The sequence below is a fragment of the Nostoc sp. genome (genome assembly GCF_036917535.1).
In the GTDB taxonomy this organism is placed as follows: domain Bacteria; phylum Cyanobacteriota; class Cyanobacteriia; order Cyanobacteriales; family Nostocaceae; genus Nostoc.
The window spans coordinates 62212-80489 of the sequence record NZ_JBALDA010000044.1; the positions used below are offsets into that span (position 1 = coordinate 62212).

Below are 18278 nucleotides of genomic sequence, written 5' to 3' on the forward strand. Positions count from 1 at the left end.
CACGCAGATGGGTTTTGTCTGTATAGCTGCGATTTCTAATTGCCCATAGTATTTTTATAAAAGTGAGATGCTCCCAATATTACCACTGGCAGTTAAAGAATAAATGGTTTTAAAATGGTGAAATCTTAAATGATTTAGAGGGGTATCTATGTCTCTACGCAACGAACCGTTAGATTGGCATTTTGAATCAAATGAGCCTTATGTCCCAGTTTATCATAAAGGTGATTTGGTGGGATTTTTTAAACCAGAATATGCTAACGAAATTATTAAGTTTCTGAATGAAGAAGAAGTTTTAAAAAAAGCACTAAAAATGGCTTGTACTGATTTAATTAAAAAACTAGGAGGCGATACGAGAAAAGCATATTATTTAATGGAAAAATATATAAAAACTAGTGAACGTCCAAAGCATGGAACTAAAGCGATCGCAGTTTTACTTCATGATAGGCAAAAAGAGCTTGACTTGAGTAACCAGGAGTTTACAAAATTCTGCGACACCTTTAAATTATCTCCCACAGAACTGAATAATATTTATGCTGGAGAAGCATTTGATGATAGTTTGTTAGCACCTCTATCACGTATATTAGGGATGGCAAAAGAGCAATTGCTGAAAGTACGAGATGGTTCTGAAGAATTAAGCAACATATAAATAGCATATTAAAATATTCAAATGATATAGATTTGTGAAAACAGACATCATCTTTTATCGGCTGTTTCAAGAATTTCCTGATATATTCTTTGAGCTTATTGGTAATTCTCCAGAATCAGCTAGCCTTTATCAATTTTCATCAGTTGAAATCAAACAAACAGCCTTTAGAATCGATGGTGTATTTCTCCCTACACAAGGAACTGAGAACCAGATTTACTTTGTTGAAGTGCAATTTCAAGCTGATGGGGAAATTTATTCACGGCTAATTGCAGAAATATGTTTATATCTCCGTCAGAATCAACCATTAAATGACTGGAGTGCTGTGGTTTTATACCCAAACAGAAATGTAGATATAGGCAATATCAAGCATTACTGTGAGTTTTTCACGAGTGGGCGCATCAGACGCATTTATTTGGATGAATTAGGTGAAGCTGCATCGCTTCCAATTGGCATTGCAACTGCTAAATTAGTAATTGCAACCGACGATATCGCAATTGTCCAAGCAAAAAAGTTGGTAGACAGAACTAAGCTAGAGATAAGCTCACCACTAAAACAGCAGCAATTATTAGAATTTATAGAGACTATTTTGGCTTACAAGTTTCCCACCATAAGTAGGGAGGAGATGGAGCAAATGTTTGGCTTAAGCGAGTTAAAGCAAACCAGATTTTATCAAGAAGCCTTTCAGGAAGGTGTTGAACAAGGCATTGAACAAGGCATTGAACAAGGTGAAGTTATAGGTGAGCTTAAAGGTAAACTAAAAGCAGTCCCAGCAATGTTGGTAGCAGGGTTGACTGTAGAGCAAGTAGCAGAAGCCTTAGATTTAAGTGTCGAAGAAATTGGACAAGTAACACAAAGCTAGCCTTGAGATAGATGTGGTAAATTTTATCCGTGGCTCAAGCCAAATTTGGTTTGCGGCTTCCAAACTCAATTGCGACGAATTTATAGTTAATTTTTGTTAATATTAGAGGCGGTATTAGTACTTCGTCCTCAACCACCTACTCCCTACCTGAGAGAAACTTAATGCTGCGACTAGAACATATAAGTAAAATTTATTCCACAGGCGAAGTTCTCAAAGATATCAACTGGGAAGTTAAACCAGGCGATCGCATTGGCTTAGTCGGTGTCAACGGTGCTGGAAAATCTACCCAACTGAAAATCATCTCTGGGGAAATTGAACCCACCGCTGGCGAAATTATCCGTCCCAATAGCTTACATATAGCTTACCTCAACCAAGAGTTTGAAGTAGACCCCAGCCGCACCGTTAAAGAAGAATTTTGGACTGTCTTCAAAGAAGCTAACGAAGTACAGTTATCTCTGGCGCAGGTACAGCGCGACATGGAAACGGCTACCTCAGAGGAACTGCATCGACTGATCGACAAGTTGGATCGCTTGCAGCGCAAATTTGAAGCCTTGGATGGCTACAACTTAGATGCACGCATCGGGAAAATTTTACCAGAAATGGGATTTGGGGTAGAAGATGGCGATCGCCTCGTCAGTGCTTTCAGTGGTGGTTGGCAAATGCGGATGAGTTTGGGTAAAATCCTCCTGCAAAAACCGGACTTGTTGCTGCTGGATGAACCGACTAACCACCTAGATTTAGAAACCATTGAGTGGTTGGAAAATTACCTCAGAGGGCTGGTTACGCCGATGGTAATAGTCTCCCATGACCGGGAGTTCCTTGACCGCCTTTGCACCCAAATTGTGGAAACTGAACGTGGCGTTTCCAGTACCTACCTTGGTAACTACTCGGCATATTTGTCACAAAAAGCCGAAAACCAATCAGCACAACTTAGTGCTTACGAACGTCAACAGAAAGAATTAGAGAAACAGCAAACCTTTGTTGATAGATTTCGCGCCAGTGCTACCCGCAGTACTCAGGCAAAAAGTCGGGAAAAGCAACTCGAAAAAATCGAGCGCATTGAAGCACCCATTGCTGGGGTAAGAACTCTACATTTCCGTTTTCCGCCTGCACCCCGCAGCGGACGCGAGGTCGTAGAAATTAAAGACTTAACTCATATCTATGATGATAAGATTTTGTTTTTGGGAACGAATCTCTTCATTGAAAGAGGCGATCGCATTGCATTCCTTGGCCCCAACGGTGCTGGAAAATCTACCCTTCTGCGCGTAATTATGGGTATGGAACCACCCACAGAAGGTAGCGTTAAATTAGGGGATCATAACGTTATTCCCGGTTACTTTGAGCAAAATCAAGCTGAAGCTTTGGAATTGAAGAAAACTGTCATGGAAACTATCCATGATGAAGTTCCCGACTGGGATAATCAAGAAGTCCGCACACTTTTAGGACGCTTCTTATTTACTGGTGACACAGTATTTAAGGCAGTTGGGGCATTAAGTGGAGGAGAAAAAGCTCGTCTAGCATTGGCAAAAATGCTCTTACGTCCCGCAAACTTACTAATTTTAGATGAGCCGACAAACCACCTAGATATTCCAGCTAAAGAAATGCTGGAAGAGGCGCTACAAAACTATGATGGCACGGCAATTGTAGTCTCTCATGACCGCTACTTTATTTCTCAAGTAGCAAATAAAATCGTCGAAATTCGTGATGGAGAATTCCGCGTCTATTTAGGAGATTATCATTACTATCTCCAGAAAATTGCCGAAGAAAAAGAACAGGCAAAGTTAGCTGCAATAGAAGCCGAAAAAGCAGCGAAAAAAGCTGCTAAAGCTGCTAAAGCTTCCACGAAAAGGAAATAAGGGATTGGAAAATGCCTTAGTAGTAGTGCGAAAACGCTACTACTAAGTAATCACTTGTTATTAGCGCTCAAAAACATCATATAAAAATTACTAAAAATTAAAAATCTTTCAAAACACTGTAAGTCATTCATAAAAAGAAATTAATAAGCAAAAATTCACTTGCGGCGTGGATTAGCAGTGGTATCATTCGGGTATTACAAAAAGTAAAGGGCAATTTTACTATGACCAAAGCACCTGTTGCTCCTGTGGTGCTAGTCATTTTAGACGGATGGGGCTACTGCGACCAAACGCGAGGAAACGCCATTATTGCTGCTAAAACTCCCATCGTGGACAGTTTATGGACAGCTTACCCGCATACCCTCATCCACACATCAGGAAAAGCCGTAGGGTTGCCAGAGGGTCAAATGGGCAACTCGGAAGTTGGTCATTTGAACATTGGTGCTGGGCGAGTGGTACCGCAAGAACTTGTACGCATCTCCGATGCAGTCGAAGACGGTTCTATTGCCTTAAACCCAGCACTTGTCAAAATTTGCCAGGAAGTTCGTTCTCGGAATAGCAAGCTGCATCTAGTCGGGCTTTGTTCTGAGGGAGGGGTACATTCGCATATCACCCATCTATTCGGACTACTTGACTTAGCCAAAAACCAGCGAATTCCAGAAGTTTGTATTCACGCTATCACCGATGGTCGTGACACCGCCCCAACTGACGGTATAAGAGCGATCGCGCTGCTACAAGATTATCTAGACCGCATAGGAATTGGGCGCATAGTTACCCTCAGCGGTCGCTACTACGCGATGGATCGCGATCACCGCTGGGATCGGGTCAAATGCGCCTACGACATGATGATACAAGATAGTGTTGGTAATGGTCTCAAGGCTGTGGAAGTCTTGCAAGCATCTTACGACCTGGGGATAAAAGATGAATTTGTCAACCCAATCCGAATTGCTCCCGGCGCAATACAACCAGGGGATGGGGTGATATTTTTCAACTTCCGCCCCGATCGCGCCAGACAACTGACTCAGGCTTTGGTCAGTCCCACATTTCACGGTTTTGAAAGACAGCAAATCACACCGTTGTCCTTTGTCACCTTTACGCAGTATGATTCAGACTTACCCGTGGCTGTAGCCTTTGAGCCTCAGAACCTCAATAATATTCTGGGAGAAGTGATAGCCAATTATAGTTTGAATCAGTTCCGCACCGCTGAAACAGAGAAATACGCTCACGTCACCTATTTCTTTAATGGGGGTCTAGAGGAACCTTTTCCCGGAGAAGATCGGGAACTAGTAAGCAGCCCAATGGTAGCAACTTACGATCATGCCCCAGCGATGTCAGCAGCAGCAGTTACAAATGTAGCGATCGCTGCGATTCAAAAGGGTATATATTCCCTAGTTGTGATTAACTATGCCAACCCAGACATGGTAGGGCATACTGGTCAAATCGACGCTACCATTACAGCAATTGAAACAGTTGATCGCTGTTTGGGACGCTTGTTAGAAACCGTTATCAAAGCCGGCGGTACAACAATTATTACTGCCGATCACGGCAACGCTGAGTATATGCTAGATGATAGGGGTAATCCCTGGACGGCTCACACGACTAATCCAGTCCCCTTCATCTTGGTGGAGGGAGAGAAAGTCAAAATCCCTGGATATGGTACAAATGTCGAACTGCGAAGCGATGGCAAGCTATCCGACATTGCCCCTACAATTCTAGAGATTTTACAGCTGCCTCAGCCACCCGAAATGACCGGGCGATCGCTGCTGAAAACAGCAGAATACGAGCTACAACGTACTCGCACTCCCGTGCAAGTAGGGCTGTAAAAGATTGCTAAGTACTGAGTTAGGAGTTTTTAGTAAACTCCTAACTTCTAAATTCTGAATTCTGTTTTTTATAACTTGTTATAAATGAGATTCCTACCATGACAGTTACTAATATCGTGCAAGGCATTTGGGCATTTTCCGCCGTTGGTTTGATTATCTTAGTTTTGCTGCATAGCCCCAAAGGTGATGGCATTGGAGCCATTGGCGGACAAGCCCAGCTATTTAGTAGTACCAAAAGCGCAGAAAATACCTTAAACCGAATTACTTGGGCATTGACAGTCATTTTTATGGGTTTAACAGTAGTTTTAAGTGCTGGTTGGCTGCCTAAATAAGGATAGGTAAATGGGAAGAATAACCCAAAACTCGATACTTAAAACCCTAATAAATTTAATTTCACGACGGTTAATTACAGCTCTTGCCTTGTTTATTGGCATAGGGCTGTTAATCGTTTTTACTAATATCCAGTCGAGTAATGGGTTTACAATAATACCAAAATATGCATATTCAGACTTAATAATCTCTCTCCCTCCATCATCTCCCCTAAAATCCCACCCCTTACCGCCCACACTTGCACAGTGGCAAGATAGCACTAACAGTGGTGACTACTTTTCCCAAGTTACAACAACCCAAGTAGGTTATTTAGTTTGGTCACAATTTCCTGTTAGAGTTTACGCAGAACCACCAAAATCTGTCAGTGAAAAACAAGCTCAAGCATGGGTTAATAGTGTCTTGCAAGGTGTACAGGAGTGGAGTACTTATTTACCTTTAACAGTAGTCGAACAGCCAGAAATGGCTGATATTACGATTGTGCGAAAAGCGCCGCCTCTACAAATTTCACCTGGTAGTAATATACCTCGTGCGCGATCGGCACAAACTACTTACAAGTTTTACACCAGCAACAAAGTTTTATCCCAGCGCTTCACCATCTTGTTAAGCCCTAGTCAAACAGGTGAGTATCTCATTGCAGCAGCCCGCCACGAATTCGGTCATGCACTAGGAATTTGGGGTCATAGTCCGCTACAAACTGATGCTTTATACTTTTCTCAAGTTCGTAACCCGTCGCCTATTTCTTTCAGAGATGTAAATACTCTAAAGCGGGTTTATGAACAGCCAACCAGTTTAGGATGGTCTTTAGTAGATAATTCAAAGATTAATTGATCGATAGGTAGACTATAACCTCGTCACTACGGCAAAAATGCTACTAATAGCAAAATAATGACAAATCCGTACCAACTTGTACTTGATACTAATGTATTGGTTTCTGGTTTACGATCTAACCGTGGTGCATCTTACAAACTATTAACAATTCTTAATGATAGGCGTTGGCAGTTCAATATCTCTACCACCTTAGTCTTCGAGTATGAAGAAATTCTAAAACAACAAAAAGAGCAGCTGAGATTAAGCGATGAATATATTGACAACGTTATTGAAGCTATTTGTAGAATCGCTAATAGATGTAGCATTTTCTATTTATGGCGTCCAGTAGCACGCGATCCTGATGATGATTTTCTCATCGATTTAGCTGTTGAATGCCAAGCCGACTTTATCATCACTTACAATCAAAAAGATTTACAAGCCGCACAAAAATTCGGACTGAGGGTAGTTTCACCCAAAGAATTCTTGCAAATAGTAGGAGAAATTCCATGACTAACTTAAATGTACAGCTACCCGAATCTTTATATAAACAAATTGAAGCCTTAGCAGCCAGAGAAAATATTTCTATTGAACAACTTGCAACTATTGCCTTATCTGCACAAGTTTCCGCATGGATGACCAAAGACTATTTGGAAGAAAAAGCCAAAAGCGGTAGTTGGGAAAAATTCCAGCAAGTTTTGAATAAAGTGCCTAACGTAGAACCAGAAGAATATGATAAATTGTAGTGACTTAATTTTATGGTGTTGCTGAGTTAAAAGATGAATATGTTTCGTGCAAAGAATCACAGATTAAGGCAACCAATTTTTATCTAAAATTTTATCTAAGGTATAAGGACAAAATTCAGGTAAATTGGTTAGATTTGTTTTATAGGACTAGTATTTGATTTCTGAAAAAGCTCCGTACATCTGAAGAGACAGAAAATCAAACATAGTATTTCGGAGAAACCATTCAAACATCCATTTTAAATGGAGAAATGTTGGAATTAAAGCACAAAAACGTCTCACCCAGGTTTTCCCTTGTAACCAAATATCTTCTATAGGACTTTGTGATGGACAATTAGGCGCAAAGCGAATGCAATGAATTTTCCATTGCTCTTGAGGTAAACCTTGATTTATCTCACCTAAAAAGTTCTGAACCAAATGTGAACGATGATATAGGACTAGTATTTGATTTTTGAAATAAATATACGTAGGGAAGCAAATGCGTTGCGGTGAATCCAGCGCTGTAGGCGGATTTCCCGCCGTAAGCGACTGGTGTTAGCGTAGCGGTAGCGACGTAGGAGCGTCACCCAAAGGGAGGTTCCCAACGCTCTATAGCATTCGCCCAGCGTCTGGTAGAGAAGCGTTAGCGACTGTGCGTAGGTCTGACTCGTTAACGCTGCGCTATCCTTTGTAACAACTGGCGTTCCTTACGCTCTACGACTTAGTGGTAGAGGCCGCTGTGCTAAAACTCCTTTATAAAGTTCTTCCAGTAGACTAATATTTTTACTAAGGGTATAGCGGTCTAATACACGCTGTCTAGCTTTTTGCCCCAGTAAAGTTGTTAATTCTGGATGGTCTTGCAACACTGGCAAGAGGGTTCTTAATTGCGATCGCGCTGTTTTGGTGCTAATAACTACACCAGCACCCTTTTCTAATACTTCTCCATCTGCACCCACATCTGTTGCTAAACAAGCCAACCCACATGACATTCCTTCTAACAGAGATAGGGATAAACCCTCTACCAATGAAGGCAAAACAAATACATCTGTGCCCCGCAAAATTTCGATGCGTCGGTCTTCATCAGCGACAAATCCCAACCAGATAATGCCGTATTCTGAACCATAAAATGACTCTAAGGAAGACTTCAAAGGGCCGTCACCAACAATTAGCAACTTACTACCAGGCGCCAATGCCGACTGCTTCCAAGCCCGGAGGAGAGCTTCGACATTTTTCTCTGGCGCTATGCGACCCTGATAGACAAACAAGCGTTCGGCTTTAAATTCTGCTTTGATTTTAGAAAGTCCTGGAGAATACTTGGCGGTATCAACACCATTGGGAATTACGGCAATATTTTCTTCCCTTACGCCCATCCCTGCCAATAATTCTCGCTGAATTTGGGAAAATACAATCACGCGATCGTAGTTAACTAAAAAAGGTGCGTAGAGCTGATAAGCCAAAAGTTGTGTTCCAGATACCAGCTTTGCCCCCTTGCCAGCAAACGGCGTGTGAAAAGTGGCAACTAGGGGCAACCTCAATTCCTCACAGATTTCCGGTAGAAAAAAGTCTAGAGGAGATAACGTCAAGGAAGCATGGACTAAATCTGGTTTGATTTCCCGCAGTGAATCGGTTAAAACTTTGGTGGCTTTAAAAGTGGGAATTGTGTAAACCTGGGACTTGTAAATGAAAGGTAGGGAAACCTCTCGAAGATTTGGCCAATTATCAGGTTCAGACTCTTCCTGGGCGAAGTGAAGAAAGCTAACTTGATGTCCCCTATCTAGCAAGGCATTTGTAATTTCTCGACTGTAGGTGACATTGCCGCAAAATGGTGATTTTTTTCCAATCCAGGCTATACGCATTCTTTATTTAGCTGTAAGAAAAGCGGGTTAAATCTATTAATTGTGTGTCCTTTGTGATTTTTATTTTATCTAGCTATACTTGCTGGTTTTTTTATTTATTAAAAATTCCCACAACTTTTTACTAGTTTAAAAAGCTTATTGTCAGCTGATTAAACCAGTGGATTTATGGCTTTATTCATTTTAGTTATAAGTTGTTATTTCTAATATTTAAACAACTTATTCTGACTAATGTCAGATTCATATCCGGCAAGTATGTGATAAATTTTCACTGGCAACAGTTTACCATGAACACAAAAGCTTTAAGTAAATTATTAATTACATCAAGGTAATGAATAATAACTCTTGTTAGCTGATAACTACTTGTGTGAGTTATACCAGGTTAATATACCTCCTGAAAAGACGATCGCAGCTAATCCCAAAAAAACAACCTGTAATCCCAGAAAGGTTTCTGCGACACCAGCTAATGCTAAAGGTAAGGAGAGGGCAATATTAATTACATTGTTCTGCAAGCCAAAGACTTTACCACGCATTTCTGGAGGTGTTTCTGTTTGGATTGTAGTTTGCATGGGAATTCCCACTAGCGCCCCAAAGATACCTACGAATGTCACCAGTAACAATACGAGCCACAGTTGAGTTGTAAATACTGACAGACCAATCAGGGATGCGGCCATACCCATACAACCGCACAGACTTAGCTGAGTATAGGAAAAGCGTTGACCAAATTGACCGAGAATTGTTGCTCCACCCGCGATACCAACACCGCCAGCTGCTAGTAAAAAACCGAACTGGGAAGCTTTCATGTTGGGAATGATTTCCGCCATCCGAACGGCTAGAACAGTTAATGCTGCAAAGACAGAAAACAAGATAATCAGTTGAAGCAAAGCATTGCGGACGCGATGATTTGCTTTGAGATAGGCAAAGCCGTCCCGTAAGTCAGAGAATACGTGAGGGAATTCTGTATCGGGGTTGTGGTGTTTTTCCTTAGTTGCCAGAAGGAATAAAATTAGTCCAGCGATCGCATAACTGCCACCAACTAAAAGTTCTTTGCCCAAACTACCACTACCACCAATTTGCAACCAAAGTCCATCGGCGATCGCTAACAATGGTTCTCCTACAGCAAATCCAACAATCACCGATGCCATCATCGTTGTTGTATAAAGCGAATTTGCCGAGAGTAAATCCTGTTCTTCTACGATTAAAGGAATTGCCGCCTGTTCCGCCGGTGCAAAAAACTGCGTCAAAGTCGAAACTAAAAAAGTCACACCCAGAATGATCAAAAAACCTACTGGCAGCACTCCTATGGGTTTCCAGTCATGAGTCAACCACACCAGGAAAGGAATTGACAAAACTAGGATGCCACGCCAAATATTTGTTGCCACCAGCACAGCCTTTTTCGACCAGCGATCAACAAACACACCAGCAACAGAACCAAACAATACGGCTGGAATAGTAAAAGCCATCATCAAAACTGATACCCAACCACTAATACTCTGATTGCTTCCTTGAAACTGAGTATTAATTAAGGCAATCATCAGCACTAAATAAACTTTATCTGCTAGTTGGGAGAAAACTTGACCGCCCCAAAGAGCCAAGAAATTAGGATTTTTTAGTACAGGTAAAAATCCTAGCTGTTTTACATTCCCTGCAATAGCTTCTCCACCTGAACCAGAGGCATCTAATTTCAGTAATTCTTTTTCTGGAATAGTGGCTATTGGCAAATTCTGCCCATTACGAACGCCATTGCTATCTACCTCAGCAGTGGTTGATTTGTCCTCAGATTGTGTTTCTGATTGGCTTGGAAGATCAGTTTTTGGGCAATTTTGATCGTTTTTAGAAATATCTTTTGGGGACATTTCTTGGCCATTTATTTGACTAGGTGTACACTTAGGAACAGCACTCAAGTGATTCCTGACTGTAGGATCTGATACCCTATTCTGTTTTTTTGCGAGGCTTGGTGACAAAGGCAGGATTTTTTTATCCAAATCAGACGGTTGCATCATGGTTGGCAGCAAAGTAAGAGTCGATCAAGGTAGCAGAGCGAATAGGGCGACCTAATTGATACTGAGCATACTGGCGCAAAATCTGCTCAACAGATAACCAGTTACGATCTCTAGCACTATCAATTTGCATTATCTCTGGTTGTGACAGCTGTTGAAGCAAAGCTAGTTCTATAGCACCCAAACGACTAGAAATCACAGGTATTTCTTGCCGATGCACAACAACTGTTTGGGCATTGGGCATTGGGAATGGGGCATTGAGCATTGCGGATGGGGCATTGGGCATTGGGTATTGGTTATTAATTTCCCCCTGCTCCCCTGCTGCCCTGCTCCTCTGCCCCTCTGCCCTTATTTCCTTTTCCCCTTCTTTTCGTAAACGTTCCCTAGCTTCTAAAGAAACTGTTCCACCCGCAGGGATGCTAAATCCTACCTGCCAGTTGGGGTCTGTGAAGTCTGGCTTAAGGGAACGTTGAGATAAACAGCAGATTTGCACTTGTGGCGTCAGTCCTGCTAAGGCTAAAAGGTGAAATACAGCATGAGCCAGATGAGCCAAAACACCAGATGGATTTGCACTTGACACCGCCTCTAAGCGATGAAGATGTTCATTGAACAAATCATAAAGTTCTTCTTGGGGTTGTTCGCTCAAAGCTTCACACAGAACTATTTCTGCTAAATATTGACTGGCAGCCAGTTTTCCCAAATCTTTAGCTAAACCAGGATAGGTTTTTAACGTCTGTGCTTGAGTGATTTTATCAAGCGATCGCCCTTTGGCAATCAATAGTTCATTCACAACGAACATTCCACTCCTACCGCCCAAGCTGGAGTTGTGCTTACGCGACCCTGGAGCCACGGCTCGAATTAGACCGAATTCTCGTGTCAAAATCGTCACTATTTTATCCGATTCTCCTAGCGCCTGGGTTTTAAGATTAATACCAGTTGCTTTGTAGGTTCTACTCATTAGTCATTAGTCACTAGTGCCGCAAGGCGGAAGTCAAAAGTCAAACAGGTATACAGCATAAGCGTTTTATTGATTTGGAATCGGTGGTTTATTTAGGCCGTGTTGTACTAGTCATTAGTGGTCATTAGCTTAGGACAAATGACAAATGACTATTCACTCTTTCCCAAGTTATCGCGCTGGCGGATCAAATCCATACCGCGAGATGTGCCTAATCTAGTAGCACCCGCTACAATTAAGTCTAGGGCTTGATTGATAGTGTGAATACCACCTGAAGCTTTAATTCCTACCCTTTCTTTTGCCAATTCTTGCAAAAGTCGCACATCTGCCACAGTTGCACCACCATTCCAACCTGTACTAGTTTTTAAGAATGCTGCTCCTGCCTCCATGGCTATTTCAGCAGCTATTTTTTTCTCTGCATCTGTCAACAGGTTAGTTTCCAAAATTACCTTAACCGTTTGCCCAGTCTCTTCACAAATTTCGGCAATCTCTCGGTGGACTTTTTCAGTTTTGCCAGCTTTTAACCAGCCTAAGTTCATGACCATATCCAACTCAGTGGCCCCACTATCTACCGCTTCTTGAGCTTCATACAGTTTTACTGCTGAAGTCGTTGCACCAGAAGGAAAGCCTATCACCGTACAAACTTTCGGGTTTTTACCGTGGAGGAGTTCGACTGCTTGCTTGACATTAGCGGGGAACAGACAGACCGCCGCAAAGTTGAATCTATATGCTTCTTCACACCATTGCTCAACCTGCTCTGGAGTAGCCGTTGGCGTTAACAGTGCGTGATCGATAAATGGCGCAATATCAATATCTGGATAGTCTGCTGCCATCGTGTCTTCTGCCAGTAATTGATTATTAAAGTTTATAAAAAATTAAAACATTTCTTATATATATATTAAACCACATTTATTACGAGTTTATCCTGAAAACAAGCTGCTGACTTGTCTTAAATTTTGGCTTTATAGATAACCCGGAATTACTCTAAGTATTTAAGTTGACATTAAGTGGTAATAAGGTTAGGAAGGTAAAATCTTCTTGGCAAGAATATTTATTTGCCAAAAATTTTTCCCTTACTTATCTGAAAAAACAAGAAAATGCTTAATGACGCGGTATGGTTTACTGAAATATCTAATGGCAAATTTCGCATCAACAGCAGAGCTATCTACAGAAATTTATCTTCTGAGATAGTGACTAAATTAGCTCAAAACTTATCGGTTAGTGAGATTTTAGACTGGATTACAAACGAAACAATTAAAGCTTTTAGAGAAAAGTACTCACAAAATCCCCAAGTCGGCGCTCTCAACAATGCAATAGGAGGATGGAACGAGTTAATAGCAACCAGCTTATTGTCTGAAATTATATTTGATATTAATAAAGAAACTGGCATGTGTATTGCAGCTTTTTCTATGCCTAATTCAAAATTTCAATTAGAAAGGATCGATGAAGCATATTCAAATTTTTTAAACTTATTTACTAAAGATAATTTTGCTAATGTAAATAATCATTTATCAAAAATTAAACCATTTAAAGACAAAATTTTTATGCCTAGTCCAGACTATATTATAGTTTTTATTGAAAATCAGGGAATTGCGCCCATAATTAACTCACTTTTACAGCAACAGGCAATAAATCCAGATAATTTAGTACTCTATAATTTTTTGAAGGGAAAACTACATATAGAGGAAGTTAAAGCAGCTATTTCTCTCAAAACTTCAAATCGTCCAGATAGACGTTATCAGCCTTTGTTTGAAGCAGCTATGATTAAAGCTATTGCTTATGTATTACAGCAAAATTGGAAATATTACATGGTTGTCAGTGAGTTAACCTCTGCTGATAGAAGAATATTTAGTACGGCAATTGCACCTCATGGTGTGGCGCTAGAACAGACTTTTCATCTGGTAGATGGTACATACTCATATACTAGAAAAGCAGATTTAGTGCCGTTAGTTGCAGCGGCTATTGAACATTACTAAATTCTATCGCAATTTAACTAAAAATCAATGGTAACTCTAATTGTTTAATTTCATTTTCAGAATGATATTCTTTAGTTACTAAGAAGTCAAAAAGAGTTTTAGCTAACGCCTTTGATGCCAAATATGGTACACCATTACCAATAGTTTTAAACATATTAGTAAGTGACATATTTTCTGGAAGTACAAAATTTGCAGGCAAAGATTGGATAGCTAAAGCTTCTGCTACAGAAATCCGCCGGACTTTGTAAGGATGTAAATGTACTTCATTATTTCCATAGCAAGCTGTCGGAGAATAACGCCATCTATGCAGACGTTTGAAAGACTTTTTAGAATCATCTCCTTCATCAATAGCAACAAATTTTGTGATACCTGCTCTTGGTTGAAAATAGTTTTCAGCATTGGGGTGCTTAAGCACATTATTTTTTCTAAACCAGTATTCAACTGTTAGTTCTTCAGGTATACCATCAGGACAAGGGATGATGGAATTTTCTTGGAATGGCTCGCACTTACACCAAGGGTAAGCAAAAACATTTTCTTGAGAATATAAAATATGATTTTTCCAAGGAAAACACCTCTCAGTTAGTAACTTTTCAGTACCGAATTTTATTCCTATATCCTGAAGAAAATTGTTTTTTAAACCAATTAGAATAATTCTTTCTCTATCTTGAGGTACGCCATATTCGATAGCATTAATTAATCGTTCTGTTAATATGTAGCCTGCTTCATATAACTTTTGCTTGAGCGATTCAAAAAATAAACGGTGTTTTGCTGTCTTCCATAAACCCTTAACGTTCTCAAATAAAAAGAAATCTGGAAGATTGCGGCAAATTAATTCAATATATGAAGTGGAGAGTTTACCATTATCTCCTAAACTTCCTCTATTTTTTCCACCAATAGAAAAATCAGGACAGGGAGGCCCGCCGATGAAACCAATTATATTATGAGATTTGCGGCAGTCTTTGACTAATTCTTGAAGGTATTGTGCTTCTTTTTCAACAATAAGTTTTGTTACATCTGCTACTTCACCGTGATGATATCCATATTCAGGCGATCGCATTTTCAGAACTTCTCGTGAATGGCGATAGGCGGCGATGAATGGGGCGAAGATTTCATTGACGTAAACAATATTAAAACCGCTGGTTTCAAAACCTAAATCGAGAAAACCTGAGCCAGCAAAAAAAGAGAAAATACAAGGGCGATCGCTCATGAAATTACTAGTATGATAAAAAAGTCTTATTAATATTCAGACTTTAGGAAAATAGGTTATGTCCATAATTTATGGGGAGAATTAATACTAACTATCCCAATTTGGTTTTAAGGGTTGATAAAAATTAATATACTTAGGGTTTCTACGTAAGTACCAATCAAAAAATAACAATTTTAAGATTGCTTAAATAGTAAAAAAATTTTACAGTTTCCCTAAGTATTACATCTCAAAGTTTACTCAATCTTTAAGGAAAATACCTGACATCAAAAGAGTCTGGAGTCACAATTAAATATAGAGGTTTCCAACCCAAATGATATTTAAGACAAATATTTGCCATTAAATAAAAAGCCGGGGTACTTCGGACTAAATTTTATGCGGATTTTAATTTACTCCTACAACTACTATCCAGAACCGATTGGTATTGCCCCACTGATGACTGAATTAGCAGAGGGACTAGTGAAACGTGGGCATGAAGTGCGTGTAGTAACCGCTATGCCCAACTACCCCGAGCGGCAAATTTACCAGGAATATCGGGGCAAATGGTATGTCAACGAATCCAAAAATGGCGTTCAAATTCAACGCAGTTACGTTTGGATTCGTCCACAACCCAACCTATTAGATCGGGTGTTATTAGATGCTAGTTTCGTAGTCACTAGCTTTGTACCCGCCCTGATCGGTTGGCGCCCAGATGTGATTCTCTCAACATCGCCATCCTTGCCAAGCTGTGTACCAGTCGCTCTTTTAGGATGGTTACGTGCTTGTCCTGTGATTTTAAATCTACAAGATATTTTACCAGAAGCAGCCGTCCATGTCGGTTTACTAAAAAATAAATTACTTATCCGGTTGTTTACATTATTGGAAAAATTTTCCTACAGCACAGCTACTAAAATTAGCGTCATCGCTGATGGGTTTGTAGACAATTTGCGATCTAAAGGCGTAAAAGCTGACAAAATTGTGCAAATTCCCAACTGGGTTGATGTAAATTTTATCCGTCCCTTGCCTAAAGAAAATAACCCTTTTCGCACAGCACATAATCTAAACGGCAAATTTGTAGTACTGTATTCTGGTAACATTGCCCTAACCCAAGGCTTAGAAAGCGTTGTCAAAGCTGCTTCTGTCTTGCGCCATATACCAGATATTGTCTTTGTGATCGTTGGAGAGGCAAAAGGTCTACAGCGATTACAACAGAAATGTCTAGACTGCGGCGCAGATAATGTGTTGTTACTGCCATTTCAACCCCGCAAAGATTTACCACAGATGTTAGCAGCTGCGGATATTGGTTTAGTGGTGCAAAAGAAAAATGTTGTATCCTTCAATATGCCGTCAAAAATTCAAGTACTACTTGCTAGTGGAGGGGCCTTAGTTGCCTCTGTCCCCGACAATGGTACAGCAGCAAGAGCCATTAGGCAAAGTGGCGGCGGAGTTATTGTTCCTCCAGAAGATCCCCAAGCTTTAGCGATGGCAATTTTAGATTTGTACCAAAACCCCGAAAAAGTCAAAACTCTAGGTTACAAAAGTCGCCAATATGCCGTTGAGCAATATGCTTTTGAGCAAGCTTTAAATCAGTATGAGTCCTTGTGTTACTCATTAACAGCAGAACGTAGAACAATTCAGTCTACAGGCATAGTTACGAAACAAGAAGTTTAATCTTTGCAGCAAAGTTATATTGCATCTGTAAAAATTGTAATTTGCCCTCATATCTAAGTAACAGAAAATATTGAGGGTAACTAATTTGACTAATAAAACATAGATAATTGTTGAACTAAAAATCCTACGGTTTCACTTCATTCAACCGTGGGCAATTGACAAAAAGGTAATTAATAGCACTTAAAAATATACGTATAAAATGCTAAACCAGTCATTAGTATGCTGTGTTGTATCGTAATTTTATCGCAGACAGACAAGTATAAAACGTAGATATATAGTTAACTGCGAATTACTAGCTTTACATTGCTATGCTGTTTGATGAATCTGCGATTATTTTCGCTGTCAATTCCTGCCGGAAAGCTATTGGTTGATTTATCGGTGCACAATAACTATCAGCAATCAGCTGTTGCGGATATCGAAATCTAAACAGCCAATTATCAAACTAGGCCCATAGACACCTGTTTTTTTGTTAGTATTCAAAAAAACCTATTGACACATTTGTCAGATCAATTGTTTGTTGTTTGTAAGTAAATGTCAACAATTGTTTCAAAAGGAAGAAAGCACCTGAGGTTTAATGACTGATTATTTCCAAGGAAATTTCCCATTGCAATCTGTCCCACTGACGAAGAGTGCGGTAATAAGCCACGGCCAAACCGAAGAGGCGAGCGAAAAATTAGCTGCAACGATCGCGATTGCGGCATCAGAGCGCAAAGCAGGTGAGATTTTATTGCTCAAAGTAGCAGAGGTATCTTACCTGGCTGATTACTTTGTAATGATGACTGGCTATTCTAAGGTACAGGTCAGGGCGATCGCTCAAGCAATTGAAGGAAAAGTCGAAACTGAATTGCAACGGCGTCCCTTAAGGACAGAAGGAAAAGCCGAGGGGAGTTGGGTACTACAAGACTATGGTGATGTGATTGTTCACATCATGATGCCCAAAGAACGAGAGTTTTATAATTTAGAAGCGTTCTGGATTCATGCAGAACGTATTTCCCTTCCAGAATCTGATGAGGGTGAGGGTAAGCCAACATGATTAGGTCTTCGGTTTCTAATTGCCCAGTTCCTACAGACCAACAACCGCTCAATGAATACGAAGAGTTAAAAACTTCCTGGCTGTTTCGCGATACCACTTTAGATTGGCGCGAGTATATCACGAAACTCGTTTGGATTTGGGGTTTATCTTGGCTTTTTGCAGGGCCGATAGCTGCGGCAAGTTTTCCCCCTCACAAGTATATTGCACATTTTATTCTGTGTGGTGCAGCCGGAGCAAGTGTTGGGTTAGTGCTTATACTAGTGAGGTTGTACTTAGGTTGGTTCTACGTATGCGATCGCCTTTGTAGTCCCACAGTATTTTATGAAGAGTCCGGCTGGTACGACGGTCAAACTTGGACAAAGCCACAGGAAGTTCTCAACCGCGATCGCTTAATTGTTGCATACGAAATCAAACCCATTCTGCGGCGGTTACAATTTACCTTTGCTGGCTTGGCGGGAATGTACGTTATTGGTACTATAGTTTGGCATTTGTTTTAAAGAGTTATTGGTCATTAGTCATTAGCTAAAGACTAATGACCAATGACCAATGACTAATTAATTAAAAAAGGTA

At 40.4% G+C, this 18278-nt stretch carries 17 protein-coding genes and 1 pseudogene; 12 read left to right on the forward strand and 6 right to left on the reverse strand.

The genetic code is table 11. The annotated features are described in order from the left end of the window. The first annotated feature begins 148 nt into the window (after positions 1-148). The 8 genes from V7K56_RS14895 (at position 149) to V7K56_RS14930 (ending at position 7061) form a co-directional block, all read left to right on the forward strand. Entirely contained in the window at positions 149-646 is a 498-nt protein-coding gene (locus V7K56_RS14895; RefSeq protein WP_334911665.1) for a hypothetical protein, read from the forward strand. 34 nt (positions 647-680) lie between these two features. Continuing rightward, complete coding sequence (locus V7K56_RS14900) at positions 681-1505, forward strand: Rpn family recombination-promoting nuclease/putative transposase (protein WP_334911666.1); 825 nt, start codon at positions 681-683, stop codon at positions 1503-1505. 161 nt (positions 1506-1666) lie between these two features. After that, a complete protein-coding gene (locus V7K56_RS14905) occupies positions 1667-3361 on the forward strand; it encodes an ABC-F family ATP-binding cassette domain-containing protein (protein ID WP_334911667.1) in 1695 nt (564 codons plus the stop codon). 221 nt (positions 3362-3582) lie between these two features. Then, positions 3583-5181: a 2,3-bisphosphoglycerate-independent phosphoglycerate mutase gene (gene gpmI, locus V7K56_RS14910; RefSeq protein ID WP_334911668.1), complete on the forward strand. Its 1599-nt coding sequence runs from the start codon at positions 3583-3585 to the stop codon at positions 5179-5181. A 98-nt stretch (positions 5182-5279) separates the two neighbouring features. Then, complete coding sequence (gene secG / locus V7K56_RS14915) at positions 5280-5513, forward strand: preprotein translocase subunit SecG (protein WP_334911669.1); 234 nt, start codon at positions 5280-5282, stop codon at positions 5511-5513. A gap of 10 nt (positions 5514-5523) precedes the next feature. Beyond that, the gene (locus V7K56_RS14920) at positions 5524-6339 is read left to right on the forward strand and encodes a peptidase (RefSeq protein ID WP_334911670.1); all 816 of its coding nucleotides are present in this window, start codon (positions 5524-5526) and stop codon (positions 6337-6339) included. Positions 6340-6396: 57 nt separating this feature from the next. Beyond that, entirely contained in the window at positions 6397-6828 is a 432-nt protein-coding gene (locus V7K56_RS14925; protein WP_334911671.1) for a putative toxin-antitoxin system toxin component, PIN family, read from the forward strand. After that, a complete protein-coding gene (locus V7K56_RS14930; RefSeq protein ID WP_118167601.1) occupies positions 6825-7061 on the forward strand; it encodes a hypothetical protein in 237 nt (78 codons plus the stop codon). Before V7K56_RS14925 ends, V7K56_RS14930 begins: the two co-directional genes overlap by 4 nt. A gap of 147 nt (positions 7062-7208) precedes the next feature. Here the strand turns inward: V7K56_RS14930 and V7K56_RS14935 are convergent. The 5 genes and pseudogenes from V7K56_RS14935 to deoC form a co-directional block, all read right to left on the reverse strand. Continuing rightward, a pseudogene (locus V7K56_RS14935) lies at positions 7209-7490 on the reverse strand (IS630 family transposase); the annotation flags it as partial. A 254-nt stretch (positions 7491-7744) separates the two neighbouring features. After that, on the reverse strand, positions 7745-8893 hold the full coding sequence (locus tag V7K56_RS14940; protein WP_334911672.1) for a glycosyltransferase family 4 protein: 1149 nt from the start codon (positions 8891-8893) through the stop codon (positions 7745-7747). 356 nt (positions 8894-9249) lie between these two features. Beyond that, complete coding sequence (locus V7K56_RS14945) at positions 9250-10890, reverse strand: MFS transporter (protein WP_334911744.1); 1641 nt, start codon at positions 10888-10890, stop codon at positions 9250-9252. Continuing rightward, positions 10877-11848: a DNA repair protein RecO gene (gene recO / locus V7K56_RS14950; RefSeq protein ID WP_334911673.1), complete on the reverse strand. Its 972-nt coding sequence runs from the start codon at positions 11846-11848 to the stop codon at positions 10877-10879. The genes V7K56_RS14945 and recO overlap by 14 nt, the downstream gene beginning before the upstream one ends. A 149-nt stretch (positions 11849-11997) precedes the next feature. Then, positions 11998-12678: a deoxyribose-phosphate aldolase gene (deoC, locus tag V7K56_RS14955; RefSeq protein WP_334911674.1), complete on the reverse strand. Its 681-nt coding sequence runs from the start codon at positions 12676-12678 to the stop codon at positions 11998-12000. 264 nt (positions 12679-12942) lie between these two features. Between deoC and V7K56_RS14960 the strand changes: the two genes are divergently transcribed. Then, positions 12943-13821, forward strand: a complete 879-nt coding sequence (locus V7K56_RS14960; RefSeq protein WP_334911675.1) for a Cfr10I/Bse634I family restriction endonuclease — start codon at positions 12943-12945, stop codon at positions 13819-13821. 13 nt (positions 13822-13834) lie between these two features. Here V7K56_RS14960 and V7K56_RS14965 read toward each other — a convergent pair whose 3' ends face one another. Next, positions 13835-15028 carry a DNA cytosine methyltransferase gene (locus V7K56_RS14965; protein ID WP_334911676.1) on the reverse strand — a complete coding sequence of 398 codons (1194 nt, stop codon included), beginning with the start codon at positions 15026-15028 and terminating at the stop codon, positions 13835-13837. Between the two features lie 372 nt (positions 15029-15400). Here V7K56_RS14965 and V7K56_RS14970 point away from each other — a divergent pair, with 372 nt between their 5' ends. From V7K56_RS14970 to V7K56_RS14980, 3 genes are all read left to right on the forward strand, one after another. Continuing rightward, positions 15401-16675 carry a glycosyltransferase family 4 protein gene (locus V7K56_RS14970; RefSeq protein ID WP_334911677.1) on the forward strand — a complete coding sequence of 425 codons (1275 nt, stop codon included), beginning with the start codon at positions 15401-15403 and terminating at the stop codon, positions 16673-16675. 574 nt (positions 16676-17249) lie between these two features. Continuing rightward, positions 17250-17708: a ribosome silencing factor gene (gene rsfS / locus V7K56_RS14975; protein WP_334911678.1), complete on the forward strand. Its 459-nt coding sequence runs from the start codon at positions 17250-17252 to the stop codon at positions 17706-17708. Further along, positions 17705-18205, forward strand: coding sequence for a CGLD27 family protein (locus V7K56_RS14980; RefSeq protein WP_334911679.1), 501 nt, complete (start codon positions 17705-17707; stop codon positions 18203-18205). Before rsfS ends, V7K56_RS14980 begins: the two co-directional genes overlap by 4 nt. Positions 18206-18278 lie beyond the last annotated feature (73 nt).

Bases quoted from the DNA above. Each gene is read 5' to 3' on its own strand.
- V7K56_RS14895 (WP_334911665.1), top strand. From the start codon at position 149: ATGTCTCTACGCAACGAACCGTTAGATTGGCATTTTGAATCAAATGAG.
- V7K56_RS14905 (WP_334911667.1), top strand. From the start codon at position 1,667: ATGCTGCGACTAGAACATATAAGTAAAATTTATTCCACAGGCGAAGTT.
- gpmI (WP_334911668.1), top strand. From the start codon at position 3,583: ATGACCAAAGCACCTGTTGCTCCTGTGGTGCTAGTCATTTTAGACGGA.
- secG (WP_334911669.1), top strand. From the start codon at position 5,280: ATGACAGTTACTAATATCGTGCAAGGCATTTGGGCATTTTCCGCCGTT.
- V7K56_RS14920 (WP_334911670.1), top strand. From the start codon at position 5,524: ATGGGAAGAATAACCCAAAACTCGATACTTAAAACCCTAATAAATTTA.
- V7K56_RS14925 (WP_334911671.1), top strand. From the start codon at position 6,397: ATGACAAATCCGTACCAACTTGTACTTGATACTAATGTATTGGTTTCT.
- V7K56_RS14930 (WP_118167601.1), top strand. From the start codon at position 6,825: ATGACTAACTTAAATGTACAGCTACCCGAATCTTTATATAAACAAATT.
- V7K56_RS14940 (WP_334911672.1), bottom strand. From the start codon at position 8,893: ATGCGTATAGCCTGGATTGGAAAAAAATCACCATTTTGCGGCAATGTC.
- V7K56_RS14945 (WP_334911744.1), bottom strand. From the start codon at position 10,890: ATGCAACCGTCTGATTTGGATAAAAAAATCCTGCCTTTGTCACCAAGC.
- recO (WP_334911673.1), bottom strand. From the start codon at position 11,848: ATGAGTAGAACCTACAAAGCAACTGGTATTAATCTTAAAACCCAGGCG.
- deoC (WP_334911674.1), bottom strand. From the start codon at position 12,678: ATGGCAGCAGACTATCCAGATATTGATATTGCGCCATTTATCGATCAC.
- V7K56_RS14960 (WP_334911675.1), top strand. From the start codon at position 12,943: ATGCTTAATGACGCGGTATGGTTTACTGAAATATCTAATGGCAAATTT.
- V7K56_RS14965 (WP_334911676.1), bottom strand. From the start codon at position 15,028: ATGAGCGATCGCCCTTGTATTTTCTCTTTTTTTGCTGGCTCAGGTTTT.
- V7K56_RS14970 (WP_334911677.1), top strand. From the start codon at position 15,401: ATGCGGATTTTAATTTACTCCTACAACTACTATCCAGAACCGATTGGT.
- rsfS (WP_334911678.1), top strand. From the start codon at position 17,250: ATGACTGATTATTTCCAAGGAAATTTCCCATTGCAATCTGTCCCACTG.
- V7K56_RS14980 (WP_334911679.1), top strand. From the start codon at position 17,705: ATGATTAGGTCTTCGGTTTCTAATTGCCCAGTTCCTACAGACCAACAA.